The sequence below is a fragment of the Kribbella orskensis genome, assembly GCF_004342085.1.
GTDB classification, from domain to species: domain Bacteria; phylum Actinomycetota; class Actinomycetes; order Propionibacteriales; family Kribbellaceae; genus Kribbella; species Kribbella orskensis.
This window is the reverse complement of the sequence record NZ_SLWM01000002.1, coordinates 236,496-248,948: the sequence shown is the minus strand read 5'-3', so window position 1 is coordinate 248,948 and position 12,453 is coordinate 236,496. Positions and strand designations below refer to the sequence as shown.

13 protein-coding genes and 1 riboswitch are annotated in these 12,453 nt (G+C 69.3%); of the genes, 10 read left to right on the top strand and 3 right to left on the bottom strand.

Annotation, left to right across the window (positions count from 1 at the left end; translation table 11 throughout):
* Window positions 1–60: 60 nt before the first annotated feature.
* Window positions 61–1,428, bottom strand: a complete 1,368-nt coding sequence (locus tag EV644_RS06270) for an aminotransferase class V-fold PLP-dependent enzyme (RefSeq protein WP_132188116.1) — start codon at window positions 1,426–1,428, stop codon at window positions 61–63.
* A 16-nt stretch (window positions 1,429–1,444) separates the two neighbouring features.
* A riboswitch (SAM riboswitch) is annotated at window positions 1,445–1,559 on the bottom strand.
* A gap of 136 nt (window positions 1,560–1,695) precedes the next feature.
* Between EV644_RS06270 and EV644_RS06265 the strand changes: the two genes are divergently transcribed.
* From EV644_RS06265 to EV644_RS06220, 10 genes are all read left to right on the top strand, one after another.
* On the top strand, window positions 1,696–2,067 hold the full coding sequence (locus tag EV644_RS06265) for a VOC family protein (RefSeq protein WP_132188117.1): 372 nt from the start codon (window positions 1,696–1,698) through the stop codon (window positions 2,065–2,067).
* Between the two features lie 41 nt (window positions 2,068–2,108).
* Window positions 2,109–2,627, top strand: a complete 519-nt coding sequence (locus EV644_RS06260; protein ID WP_132188118.1) for a DinB family protein — start codon at window positions 2,109–2,111, stop codon at window positions 2,625–2,627.
* 35 nt (window positions 2,628–2,662) lie between these two features.
* Window positions 2,663–3,475, top strand: a complete 813-nt coding sequence (locus EV644_RS06255; RefSeq protein WP_132188119.1) for a DUF4184 family protein — start codon at window positions 2,663–2,665, stop codon at window positions 3,473–3,475.
* Between the two features lie 271 nt (window positions 3,476–3,746).
* Window positions 3,747–6,164, top strand: coding sequence for an FtsK/SpoIIIE family DNA translocase (locus EV644_RS06250; RefSeq protein ID WP_132188120.1), 2,418 nt, complete (start codon window positions 3,747–3,749; stop codon window positions 6,162–6,164).
* Between the two features lie 3 nt (window positions 6,165–6,167).
* Entirely contained in the window at window positions 6,168–6,740 is a 573-nt protein-coding gene (locus EV644_RS06245) for a hypothetical protein (protein WP_132188121.1), read from the top strand.
* Window positions 6,741–6,832: 92 nt separating this feature from the next.
* Window positions 6,833–7,588 (top strand): helix-turn-helix domain-containing protein, encoded by a 756-nt coding sequence (locus EV644_RS06240; protein ID WP_132188122.1) that lies wholly within the window; start codon window positions 6,833–6,835, stop codon window positions 7,586–7,588.
* Window positions 7,589–7,789: 201 nt separating this feature from the next.
* Entirely contained in the window at window positions 7,790–9,421 is a 1,632-nt protein-coding gene (rimO, locus tag EV644_RS06235) for a 30S ribosomal protein S12 methylthiotransferase RimO (protein WP_132188123.1), read from the top strand.
* Window positions 9,418–10,041, top strand: a complete 624-nt coding sequence (pgsA, locus tag EV644_RS06230; RefSeq protein WP_241998020.1) for a CDP-diacylglycerol--glycerol-3-phosphate 3-phosphatidyltransferase — start codon at window positions 9,418–9,420, stop codon at window positions 10,039–10,041. The genes rimO and pgsA overlap by 4 nt, the downstream gene beginning before the upstream one ends.
* Window positions 10,038–10,556 carry a CinA family protein gene (locus tag EV644_RS06225; protein WP_132188124.1) on the top strand — a complete coding sequence of 173 codons (519 nt, stop codon included), beginning with the start codon at window positions 10,038–10,040 and terminating at the stop codon, window positions 10,554–10,556. The genes pgsA and EV644_RS06225 overlap by 4 nt, the downstream gene beginning before the upstream one ends.
* Window positions 10,557–10,719: 163 nt before the next feature.
* Window positions 10,720–11,010, top strand: a complete 291-nt coding sequence (locus EV644_RS06220; RefSeq protein ID WP_132188125.1) for a helix-turn-helix domain-containing protein — start codon at window positions 10,720–10,722, stop codon at window positions 11,008–11,010.
* Window positions 11,011–11,114: 104 nt separating this feature from the next.
* On the opposite strand, the gene EV644_RS06215 is transcribed toward EV644_RS06220, so the two are convergent.
* On the bottom strand, window positions 11,115–11,546 hold the full coding sequence (locus EV644_RS06215) for a DUF4262 domain-containing protein (protein WP_132188126.1): 432 nt from the start codon (window positions 11,544–11,546) through the stop codon (window positions 11,115–11,117).
* A gap of 121 nt (window positions 11,547–11,667) precedes the next feature.
* Window positions 11,668–12,453 carry an Fpg/Nei family DNA glycosylase gene (locus tag EV644_RS06210; protein WP_132188127.1) on the bottom strand — a complete coding sequence of 262 codons (786 nt, stop codon included), beginning with the start codon at window positions 12,451–12,453 and terminating at the stop codon, window positions 11,668–11,670.

Sequence of the window (12,453 nt, the reverse complement as noted above, 5' to 3'; positions counted from 1 at the left end):
CCGGACATCAAGCCTGGGTCTCTCCGAGCGGTGGAGCGGCTCAGGCGGTTGGCGGGTGGGTCACCAGATCTGGGGCGCCTCGAGGTCGCGGGGGTCGCCGACCGGCTGACAGCCGTGGGCGGACTCGACGTACTCCGACGCCGGGCCGGTCGTGGCGAGAGTGCGGACCGCGGTGACGAGGCGATCGACGTGCTCGCGGCTGGTACCGAGGCCCAGGCTGGCGCGGACGGCCGTGCCGTGCTCTGGGGACTCGGCGAGCAGGTGACCGACCAGCGGGTGGGCGCAGAACTTGCCGTCCCGCACGCCGATCCCGTACTCCGCCGAGAGCGCCGCGGAGACCACGGTCGAGCTGACGCCCTCGACGGTGAAGCAGACGGTGCCGACACGGTCCGCCTCGGCCCCGAAGATCGAGTACGTCGTCACGCCGGAGATCTGCGCCAGGCCGGTGCGGAGCCGGGCGAGCAGGCTGCGCTCGTGCTGCTCGATCGCCTCGCGGTGCTTGCTGATCGCGGCACAGGCCGCGGCCAGGGCGATCGCGCCGATGACGTTGGGGGAGCCGCCTTCGTGGCGCGGCGGGCCCTCGTTCCAGATGGTGGTCTCGGGGGTCACCGCGGCGGTGGCGCCACCGCCGTACAGGTACGGGTCGGCTCCGTTCAGCCAGTCGGCGCGGCCGATCAGGGCGCCCGCGCCGTACGGGGCGTAGAGCTTGTGGCCCGACAGGGCGACCCAGTCGACGTCGAGCTCCTCGATGTTGACCGGGCGGTGCGGCGCCAGTTGTGCCGCGTCGAGGCAGACCCGCGCGCCGTGGGCCTTGGCGACAGCGGCGATCTCGGCGATCGGGAAGATCTCGCCGGTGACGTTGGAGGCGCCGGTGACGACGACCAGCCGCGGGCCCTCGGGCGCAGTACGGAGTGCGTCGGCGACGGCGGTGACGGCTGCCGTCTGGGAAGTCGGGGCCGCGAGGCGGACGGTGCGCTCGGCCGGCCAGGGGAGCAGGGCCGCGTGGTGCTCGGACTCGAACACGATCACCGTCGCGTCGGCCGGCACCGCTCGGGCCAGCAGGTTCAAGGCGTCGGTGGTCTGCCGGGTGAAGATCACCTGGTCTGTGCTGCGGGCGCCGACGAAGGTGTGGACCTCGCTGCGCGCCCGCTCGTACCACTGGGTGGTGATCCGGGAGGCGTAGCCGTTGCCGCGATGCACCGACGCGTACGACGGGAGTGCTGCCTCGACGGCCGCGCGGACGGACTCGAGACAAGGCGCGCTGGCTCCGTGGTCGAAGTTCGCGTAGTCCGTCACCCGGCCGTCGGCCAGCGGTACGAGCAAGTCGGCCGCGACGGTTGCGGGGATGCTGCCGGAGGTGAGGCGCGCGGCTGCCGGACGGCTGCTCGCGGCGGAGTTGGCAGGCTCGAGGATGGAGAGGATCGACATGGTTCTGCTCCCGGGTGGTCCGCACTTGCCGATTCGGGGTATCCGAACGGCCGGGTCCTCACCCGGGGCACCCCACCGCGGAGGAGGGTTGCCGGCCAGCAAGCCGGGGCTTCGCGCTGGCACTCATGACCTGCCGAAGACGGTAACCAACGACCTCGTCCGTGCGCCAGCAGCTATCTCATTAGATGGGATAGCCAGACATACGGTGAGACGGCTCGGTGATTGCGGGGTCTGTCGGACCTGGGCGGCGGGGACGATGATGGCGGCATGATCGGACGACTTCACCACGTGATGATCGACTGCCCGGACCCTTCGGCGCTGGCGCGGTTCTACTCGGAGCTGACCGGGCTGCCGATCACCTACGAGAGCGTCGACTTCGTGGTGATCGCGACGAACGACACGACTTCGGGGCTGGCGTTCCAGCTCGCGCCGGATCACCGGCGGCCGGCCTGGCCCGATCCGGAGCGTCCGCAGCAGTTCCATCTCGACGTGATGGTCGACGATGTGGAGGCGGCCGAACCGCAGGTCCTGGCGCTGGGCGCCCGGAAGCTGTCCGGCACTGTCTTCGAGGACCCGGCCGGCCACCCGTTCTGCCTCATCCCGCGTCCCGGCTGGGCGCCCCCGGTCCATCCCGGCTAATCAGTTGGTGCGGGTGGCGGTCGGCGGGGGAGGATGCGCGGATGACCTGGACCGCGCCTGAGATCGAGCGACCCGAGGGTTCGCTGGTGGCACCCGAGCGGGAGTTGCTCGCGGGCTACCTGGACTTCTACCGAACGACGTTGCTCTACAAGTGCGCGGGCCTGACCGCTGAGCAACTGGCCGCCCGGCCGGCGCCGCCGTCGAACCTCTCGCTGCTCGGCCTGATCCGCCACGCCACGAAGGTGGAGCGCATCTGGTTCCGCATCCACTTCGCCGGCGACGACCCCGCCGAGCCCCTGTTCGCGCCGGAACTCGGGAAGGACGCGGACTTCGAACTGATCGACGCCAGCCGGGCGCAGGCGGAGTACGAGGCTCTGATCGCCGAATGGGCGCTCTCCGACAAGGCTGCCGAGGGGCACTCCCTGGACGACCGCTTCACCTTCAGCGGCGAACCCTCGAGTCTGCGGATGATCTACATCCACCTGATCGGCGAATACTCCCGGCACTGCGGCCACGCAGACCTCCTCCGCGAACAGATCGATGGCGTCACCGGCGCCTGAGGATTTAGACCTCCTGGGCAACTAATGTGCGGCGGGTGCCTTTTCCGTTAGCGCATCCGGCCGCCGTGTTGCCGTTGATGCGAGGCCCGCTGGTGGCGTCGGCGCTGGTGGCGGGTGCGGTCGCGCCAGATCTGCTGTACGTCGGTGCCGCCTACCGGTTCGCGACCATGTACATCGACGGGAACCTCACCATCACGCGGACGCACGAGTTCTCGTCTGCGTTCTGGCTGGACCCGTTCCTGGCTCTGCTCATCCTGCTGGTCTTCCAGCTGCTGGTGAAGCGGCCGCTGCTCGCCCTGGCTCCTGCCGCCCTCGCCGGCCGATTGCCGTCGCCTGCTGTGCGCCTCCGGATCCCCAGCCTCGTGCACGCGTTCTGGATCGTGGTGTCGACCGTGATCGGCGCGTTCACCCACGTTCTGTGGGACTCGTTCACGCACTACGACGGGTACTTCGTCCGGCACAACTGGAAGTTCTTCACCGCCGACATCACCCCGTTCTGGGAGGTCAACCGGGTGCTGCAGTACGCGAGCAGCGTAGGCGGGGTCCTGATCATCGCGGTCTGGTTGTACTTCTGGTGGCGCAAGACCCCGCCCAACCCGGTCGACGCCACCCGCTACGTCCCCGCACCCGCCCGGTACGCCGTACTGGTGGCGGTGGTCCTTCTGGCCGCGGCTGCTGCCGTGGTGGAGGTCGGCCGGGCCGAGGGTCCGCTGCTCGGTGAAGCGGCGGCCCGGCTGCTGCTGACCGGGGCCGCCTCGGGTGTGCTCCTGGCACTCGCCGGGTATGTGCTGATCTGGCACGCACTCCTCCTGAGGCGGCTTCAGCGGGAGTGGGTGGCTGGGTTGTGACGCCACGGATGGGACGGCGTGACCGGCGTGTGACACGTGTGACTCGAGTGGTAGTCGGGGTAGCCTGCTAGATATGGCGACCCGCACGTCTTCCCCGGCGCGGGCGCGGAAGTCGGCAGCCAACAGCCCCGGTTCGGGACGGTCGGCCGCAGGTGGACGCTCCCGACCGTCAGGAGCCCAGAAGCGTGGGCAGAGCGCGAGGCGCAGTGGTACCACCACTGCGCGCACAGCCGCGCCCAAATCGAGCGGCGCCGGTCCTTTCGCGGCCGCCATGCTGGCCCTCGGCCGAGGGCTGATCAAGTGCTGGATCGGGATCGCACACCTGCTCGGTGGCATGGTCCGCGGCATCGGTCACGGCGCCCGCGACCTGGACCCGGCCCACCGCCGCGACGGCGCGGGCCTCACCCTGATCGGCCTCGCACTGGTCGTCGCCGCCGCGATCTGGTGGAACCTGCCCGGTGCCGTCGGCGACGGAGTCCGTACTGTGGTCGCCGGCAGCGTCGGCATGCTCGGCTGGGCCGTGCCGCTGATGCTCCTGTTCGTCGCGCTTCGCACGCTGCGCCACCCGGACCGCAACGGCCCCGCCGGGCGCCAGGTGATCGGTTGGACCTCGCTGTCCCTCGGCGTGCTCGGACTGGTCCACATCGCCAACGGCCTGCCGCGTCCCGGCAACCCGGCCGACGGCAGCCTGAAGGAGGCCGGCGGCGCCATCGGCTACGTGGTCTCCTCGCTCCTGTCGGACCTCCTCACGGAGTACGTCGCCGCGCCGCTGCTCGTGCTGCTGGCGATCTTCGGCGCGCTGGTCGTCACCGGTACTCCGATCTACGCGATCCCGCTGCGGGTACGCGCCGCGTTCGACGTACTGCTCGGGCGGACGGAGATCCCGGCCGACGCTCCGTCGGTCACGGCCCAGGCCGACGACACCGTGCGGCTCACCCGCAAGGAGCGGCGCGCCAAGGCCGCTCTGGACGACGACGGCGAGCCCACCGTCAAGCCGTACGACTCTCCGGTGCTCGAGGGCCGCGAGATCTCCAAGCGTGGCCGGAAGAAGGCCGCTGTGGAGCCGGAGGAGGATGGCTACGACGCCGACGCCGACGCGGCCGCCGACACCGAGGCCGAGCCGGCCTGGAAGGCCGCAGCCGCCTCGAAGGCGGGATCGGCTCCCGAGCCGCCGCCGCACACGCCGATCCCGCAGCGGGTGGAGCAGCTCCGCCTCTCCGGCGACATCACCTACACGCTCCCGGACGGCCAGATCCTGAAGCCCGGTTCGGTGCACAAGGCGCGGACGAAGGCGTCGGATGCCGTCGTGGACCGCCTGACCGAGGTGTTCGACCAGTTCGGCATCGACGCGCAGGTCACCGGCTACACCCGCGGCCCGACCGTCACTCGGTACGAGGTCGAGCTCGGCTCCGCCGTCAAGGTGGAGAAGGTCACCGCGCTGAGCAAGAACATCGCCTACGCGGTGGCCAGCGCGGACGTCCGGATCCTGTCGCCGATCCCGGGCAAGTCCGCGATCGGCATCGAGATCCCGAACACCGACAAGGAGATCGTCAGCCTCGGCGACGTGATCCGGTCGGCGACCGCACGCAACGACCACCACCCGATGGTGGCCGGGCTCGGCAAGGACGTCGAGGGCGGGTTCGTCGTCGCCAACATGGCGAAGATGCCGCACCTGCTGGTCGCGGGTGCGACCGGCTCCGGCAAGTCGTCCTTCGTCAACTCGCTGATCACCTCGGTGCTGATGCGCTCGACGCCGGACGAGGTGCGGATGATCCTGGTCGACCCCAAGCGGGTCGAGCTGAACAACTACGAGGGCATCCCGCACCTGATCACGCCGATCATCACGAACGCCAAGAAGGCGGCCGAGGCGCTGCAGTGGGTCGTGCGCGAGATGGACATGCGCTACGACGACCTGGCCGCCTTCGGCTTCCGGCACGTGGACGACTTCAACAAGGCGGTCCGCGGCGGCAAGGTGAAGCCGCCGCCAGGCAGCGAGCGCGTCCTCACGCCGTACCCGTACCTGCTGGTGATCGTCGACGAGCTCGCCGACCTGATGATGGTCGCCCCGCGCGACGTCGAGGACTCGATCGTCCGGATCACCCAGCTCGCCCGGGCCGCCGGTATCCACCTGGTGCTGGCCACCCAGCGGCCCTCCGTCGACGTCGTGACCGGTCTGATCAAGGCGAACGTACCGTCGCGGCTCGCCTTCGCCACCTCGTCCCTGGCCGACAGCCGGGTGATCCTGGACCAGCCGGGCGCCGAGAAGCTGGTCGGACAGGGTGACGGGCTGTTCCTGCCGATGGGCGCGAGCAAGCCGATGCGTATCCAGGGCTCCTGGGTCACCGAGAACGAGATCCGTGCCGTTGTCCAGCACTGCAAGGAGCAGTTGCAGCCGACTTACCGCGAGGACGTCACCGCGGTGGCCGGCCCGAGCAAGGACCTGGACGACGAGATCGGCGACGACCTCGACCTGGTGGTGCAGGCGGCCGAGCTGATCGTGTCGACCCAGTTCGGTTCTACCTCGATGCTGCAACGTAAGCTCCGGGTCGGCTTCGCCAAGGCCGGCCGCTTGATGGACATCCTGGAGAGCCGGGGCGTGGTCGGGCCGAGCGAAGGCTCCAAGGCCCGGGACGTGCTGGTGAAACCTGACGACCTAGAGGACTTCGTCGCCACACTGCGAGGAGAGTGACCCGTGACCGCCCATACCGCGACGCCTCGGTCTGAGCAGCACGCTGTCGACCCGGATTCCGTCGCCACGGAGTTCACCGTCCGTGCCTCCCAGAAGGTGCACGGGGCCCTGGCCCTCGGCGCGGGCCTGGTCGCGCTCGGATTCGCCACCTCCGCCTCGAGCAGCCCCACCGGCGTACTGCGCTGGATCGCGGCCGCGGCGTTCGGCGTACTCCCGGTGATCTGCGTCCGGGCGATGACGGTCGGGGCGCTACTCGTCGCCGACGAAGTCGGGATCCGGTTGCGGATCCGCAACGAATGGATCGGTACTCGCTGGGAAGAGATCGAGGAGGTCACCGTCCTGCCACGGCGGCACCTGCTCGACGACGGGCGGATCGCGGTACACCTGCTGGACCCCGGGCCGGTGCTCGGGGCGATGTCGCAAGCCAGTCGCAGGGTGACTGATGCCAACCGTCGCCTGACGGGAACCTCACTCGCGGTACCGTTCGGGTTGACGGCTCGGCCGTCGAACGGGGAAGTGGTTCAGGCGCTGCACTTGCTGGCAGACACCAGGTGTCCGGTCAGGGAACAACTCTGACTCCTGCGTGACCCCGTCGAACCAAGGCCGTTGACTGTGATGTCAGCGGATCTGAACAAATTTGTCGACGACGGTGGAGAGGCGGTGGAGACGTGAGCATCGGCAGCGAGCTCACGGCGGCCCGCGAACGGGCTGACATGACGATCGAGCAGCTGAGTGCCTCGACCCGGATCAGATCCGGTCTGCTCGCCGCCATGGAAGCCGACGACTTCACCCGCTGCGGTGGCAATTTCTATGCCCGCGGCCACATCCGTGCGATCGCCCGCGTGGTCAAGACCGACCCCGAGGTGTTGCTGGCGAAGTTCGACGAGACGCATCCGGAGCCCGACGCCGACCGCAGCCGCCGCGACGAGCGCGCGCAGGACCGGCGACCGACCCTGCACCCGGCACGTCCGCGCTGGGCCGTGGTGCTGGGCGCGATCCTGGTCGGCCTGATGGGCTGGGGGATGGTCCGCCTCTTCACGCTCCCGAGCGACGTCGAGGCCAACGCCTCCAAGACCACCCCGACCCCGGTCGTCACCACGCCCGCGCCGAAGGTGACCGCCAAGCCGTCGGCGAAGCCCAAGCTCCCGGCCAAGCCGCCGGTCGTGAAGCCAGGCATCGTCAAGCTCACCCTCACCGCCCGCGGCGACGGCTCCTACGTCACCGTCCGGAACTCCAAGGGCGTCCGCCTCTTCCAAGGCCGGCTGGGCCCGGGCTCCACTCAAACCATCGTGCACAAAGGCGAAATGCGAGTCTCCCTGGTCAACGGCGGCAACATCACCGTCCGGATCAACAACAAGTTGTCCATCCCACCCGCCAAACGCTTCACCATCACCCCCACCGGCGAACTAACCGAACCGAACTGACCATTCGGCGAGGGCCGGTCGCCATCCCGCACCCGTCCGCGCAGGTGGGTGGGACCCGCGCGTTCATGGGTGGTTCAGGGTCCGATGCCCTTCGCTTGAGTCAGTCGGGGTCCGCGCCCTTCACGTGGGTGGATTGGGATCCTGCGCTCTTCGTGGGCGGCTGATTTCGGGGCGTCGGGTGCAGCAGTCATACTCGGAGCGATGACTACGACTCCCACGACCGTCGCCCTGGTCACGCTGGGCTGTGCCCGCAACGACGTCGACTCCGAGGAACTGGCCGGACGGCTCGAGGCCGGCGGCTTCCGCCTCGTCGACGACGCCGCCGAGGCGGACACCGTGGTGGTGAACACCTGCGGGTTCGTCGAGGCCGCCAAGAAGGACTCGGTCGACACCCTGCTCGCCGCCTCCGACTACAAGGAATCCGGCCGGACCCAGGCCGTCGTGGCCGTCGGCTGCCTGGCCGAGCGGTACGGCGAGCAGTTGGCCGAGGCGCTGCCCGAGACGGACGCGGTGCTCGGCTTCGACGACTACGCGGACATCTCCGAGCGCCTCCGCTCGATCCTGTCCGGCACCAAGCACCAGTCGCACGTACCGCGCGACCGCCGCAAGCTCCTCCCACTCGCGCCTGCCGACCGCGCGAACGCCACCGGCGTAGCCCTCCCCGGTCACGGCGACACGCACGACACCGCCGCAGTCAACGCCCCAGCGGGTGACGACCTCACTCGTGAGGTGTTGGTGGGTGGCGAGGCCGCAGGCGACGGCGGCGTGGACGGCAAGGAGCTCAAGGGGCGGATCGTGAAAGCGGCCGACCGCGAGTTGACGATCGACGCGCCTGACCTGGCCTCCGCGCCGGCCAGTGGTCCGCGGATCATGCGTCGTCGGCTCGACGGTGGCCCAATGGCCCCGCTCAAGCTCGCGTCCGGTTGTGACCGTCGTTGTGCGTTCTGCGCGATCCCCGCCTTCCGTGGCGCGTTCGTCTCCCGCCGCCCCACCGAGGTGCTCGGCGAGGCGCACTGGCTCGCCGAGAACGGCGTCCGCGAGGTCTTCCTGGTCTCGGAGAACTCCACCTCGTACGGCAAGGACCTGGGCGACCTCCGCCTGCTGGAGACCCTCGTCGCCGAGATCGCCGAGATCCCCGGCCTCACCCGGGTACGCGTGTCGTACCTGCAGCCGGCCGAGATGCGCCCGACGCTGATCTCGGCGATGGCGTCCACGCCGGGCGTCGCGCCGTACTTCGATCTCTCCTTCCAGCACGCCTCGGGCCCACTGCTGCGGCGGATGCGCCGGTTCGGTGACGCGGAGCGGTTCCTTGAACTGATCGAGCAGGTTCGCGCGCAGGCGCCGACGGCCGGCATCCGGAGCAACGTGATCGTCGGGTTCCCGGGGGAGACCGAGGAGGACGTGGACATTCTCTGCGACTTCCTTTCCCGCGCCGGACTCGACGCGATCGGCGTGTTCGGGTACTCGGACGAGGACGGCACCGAGGCGGAGACGTACGACGGCAAGCTGGACGAGGACACCATCGCGGCCCGGCTGGACCGCGTCACCCGGCTCGCCGAGGACCTGACCTCCGCGCGTGCCGAGTCCAGGATCGGCGAGACGGTCGAGGTCCTGGTCGAGTCGATCGACGGCGATACCGTCGAGGGCCGTGCCGCCCACCAGGGGCCGGAGGTCGATGGTTCGACCACGCTGACCGGGCTTCCCGTCGGCCTGGCCGTCGGCGACCTGGTCTCCGCGGAGGTGGTCGGTACCGAAGGTGTCGACCTGATCGCCGAATTCGCCGCGCACGTGGGCACCCGAGAGGGCGTCGCGGCAGCTAACCTGACCGCGTGACCATCCCGCCGACGAATCCGGTGCCGCACGCTGCCTCCGGACCGCTCAGCGCGCCGAGCGCCTGGAATGTGGCGAACGCGCTGACGGTTCTGCGGCTCCTGCTGGTACCGCTGTTCCTGTGGTTGCTGCTCAGCGACGGTGGACAGGACACCGAGACCCGGCTGCTCGCGACCGCCGCGTTCGTGGTGGCGATCGTCACCGACCGGTTCGACGGCGACATCGCGCGCCGGTGGAACATGGTCACCAACTTCGGCAAGATCGCCGACCCGATCGCCGACAAGGCGCTCACCGGAGCCGCGTTCATCGGACTGTCCATCCTCGGTGAGCTGCCGTGGTGGGTGACCATCGTTGTGATGGTCCGTGAGTGGGGCGTCACCGCGCTGCGCTTCTGGGTGATCCGGCACGGTGTGATGCCCGCCAGCCGCGGCGGCAAGCTGAAGACCGTCCTCCAGGCGATCGCGCTCGGCCTCTACCTCCTTCCGTGGCAGTCGGTGGCCGTTCTGCACTGGACGGCAGTCGTGTTCATGGGCGCGGCCGTGATCGTCACCATCGTCACTGGCGTCGACTATGTCGGCCGAGCCCTGCGCCTCCGCGCCGCCGCGAAGCGCCCCCTTCCATGACTCAGGAAGCGCACACGCCCGTGGGTCAGGACGCCGCCGGGACCGCGTTACAGCGGCTGGTGGAACTGGTGAAGAACCGCGGGGAGACCCTCGCCACGGCCGAGTCGCTCACCGGCGGCCTGGTGGGCGCAGCGCTGACGGACATCCCGGGCATCTCCGCGATCTACCGCGGCGGCGTGGTCGTCTACGCGACGGACTTGAAGGCGACCCTCGCAGGCGTTCCGACGGATCTGCTGGCCGAGGTAGGCCCGGTGCACTCAGACACCGCAGCAGCCCTCGCAGCCGGTGTACGGGAGCGGCTGGGGGCCACCTACGGCCTGGCCACGACCGGTGTCGCCGGCCCGGACCCGCAGGACGGGATCGAGGCGGGCACGGTCTATGTCGCGGCGGCCGGTCCGGACGTTGTAAAGGTACGGAAATTGTCCCTGAGCGGGGATCGGGCAACCATCCGCCGCGGCAGCGTGGAAGCTGTCCTGGACCTGGCAGTAGAACTCGTGGCGGAAGATCTGGCCTAACCGGGGTGTTGAGACCAGCATGGGGACAGGTAAGGCAGACTGGTACGGCGCACCGAAGCTGGACATTGCGACGAGTAGTGACCCGGCAACGGGTACCGTTGGTCCTCACGGACGGGCTACGGTGCGAGTAGGGCCGGTCCGACAGGCGGAAGGGAGAAACCTCATGGTGCTGGTTCGTGGCCTGCTGGGCGACGTCCTGCGGCGCAAGCGGCTGCGCCAGGGGCGCACTCTGCGCGAGGTGTCCGCCGATGCAAGGGTCAGCCTGGGCTACCTCTCCGAGGTTGAGCGCGGCCAGAAGGAAGCGTCGAGCGAGCTGCTCGCCGCCATCTGCATGGCGCTGGAAGTTCCCTTGTCGACGGTCTTCGCCGAGGTGAGCGAGGACCTTGCCCGCGAAGAGGCCCTGGTGCTGGCTCATCCGACCATCGAGACCGAGGTCGTCGCCTCCGCCGCCTAACCCGCGGTGCTGCCCGCCGCCTGGCTCGCGGTACTGCGCGTCGGCTGAGCGGTGGTCCGGCCGGACGCTGGGCCTGCTTTGCGGCTCGGCTTCTCCTGCGCGGTTCATCGGTCGCCGCCCATCCACGCAACCTTGCTCGGCCACACAAACTGCAACGCCTGGATCGGCGGGTCTCCGGCGCGTCTGAACATCCCGTTCGCCGTGTAGAGATGGGTCGTCGAGTCGGGGAAGCGGAGCAACTGCGGTTTCTGCTCGTCCGGGTAGAACCGGCTCAGGTCGTCACCCTCGTCGAAGCGCTCTCCGTCGAGCACGGCCCGGACGAGCGGTCCGAGGTCGCGTTGGACGGACTCCGGCCGGCAGTTGAACGTGATGAACTCCGGATGACCCCGCAGGCTGAGCCCGAGCGTGTAGGCGAAGGCCGGATTCCGTTGGTCGTCACCCTCGATGAACTGCACGGTCCAGCCGTGCGTCCGGATGCTGTCCACGAGTCGCTGCAGGTACTCGTCGTTCGTGATGCCGCCGCACACGTCGCACATGGTCTTCTCCTCCTCGGGTCGAACAGATGTTCGATTCGACAGAGAAGATAACCGTCTTTTCGCCGGTGCCGCGGGTCATCCACAGGCGCCTGGATCCAGCCCGATGCACCTGGTGCCGAGGTCAGAGGTCAGGCTGGCAGGTGGGGCACCAGTAGCTGACGCGGTCCTGGGGCGGCTCGCCGATGTGGGCGGTCAGGATCGTCGTCCCGCACCGTCGGCACTGCTTTCCGGCCCGCTCGAAGACCCAGGTCCGTTGACCCGGACGATCCACCCCGGTAGCCACCTGAGCGGCGCGCCGCAGGTTCGACTTCAGCAGGCGGCGACTGAGGTCCACCGCCGCACCGAGATCCACGGATGACACCGATCGCCACGGGTGCAGACCCAGCAGGAAGCAGACCTCGGTGCGGTAGAAGTTCCCGATCCCGGCCAGGTTCCGCTGGTCCAGCAACGCCTCACTGATAGTTCGTTCGGGCTCGGCGGCGAGGTTGGCGATCGCGAGGGACCGGTCGAAGTCGGGGGAGAGCAGGTCGGGGCCGAGGTGCCCCACCACCGTGTCCTCCTTCTCCGTCTCGACGAGTTCGAGCACCGGCAGCCGATACCCGACGGCCACCCAGTCAGCTGTCTCCAGCACGACCCTGATCTGGAATTCCGGACCGCCTTTCCAGGACTCGCCAGGGCGGTACAGATGCCAGCTGCCATCCATCCGGAGGTGACTGTGGATCGTCAGCCCATCCGACACCCGCATCAGCAGATGCTTGCCGCGCGCAACGACTTCCGTCATCGAGCGCCCGCTGAGGTCGGCTGTCGCCAGTGACGGCACCCGGAAGTCGGTCCGCGTCAACTCCCGACCGCCCAGGGCCTCGTTGAGACGCTTGCAAGCGCGCCAGACGGTATCTCCTTCAGGCAC

Bases quoted from the DNA above. Each gene is read 5' to 3' on its own strand.
- rimO (WP_132188123.1), top strand. From the start codon at position 7,790: ATGACTACGACTCCCACGACCGTCGCCCTGGTCACGCTGGGCTGTGCC.
- EV644_RS06220 (WP_132188125.1), top strand. From the start codon at position 10,720: ATGGTGCTGGTTCGTGGCCTGCTGGGCGACGTCCTGCGGCGCAAGCGG.
- EV644_RS06270 (WP_132188116.1), bottom strand. From the start codon at position 1,428: ATGTCGATCCTCTCCATCCTCGAGCCTGCCAACTCCGCCGCGAGCAGC.
- EV644_RS06250 (WP_132188120.1), top strand. From the start codon at position 3,747: ATGCTGGCCCTCGGCCGAGGGCTGATCAAGTGCTGGATCGGGATCGCA.
- EV644_RS06260 (WP_132188118.1), top strand. From the start codon at position 2,109: ATGACCTGGACCGCGCCTGAGATCGAGCGACCCGAGGGTTCGCTGGTG.
- EV644_RS06225 (WP_132188124.1), top strand. From the start codon at position 10,038: ATGACTCAGGAAGCGCACACGCCCGTGGGTCAGGACGCCGCCGGGACC.
- EV644_RS06215 (WP_132188126.1), bottom strand. From the start codon at position 11,546: ATGTGCGACGTGTGCGGCGGCATCACGAACGACGAGTACCTGCAGCGA.
- EV644_RS06265 (WP_132188117.1), top strand. From the start codon at position 1,696: ATGATCGGACGACTTCACCACGTGATGATCGACTGCCCGGACCCTTCG.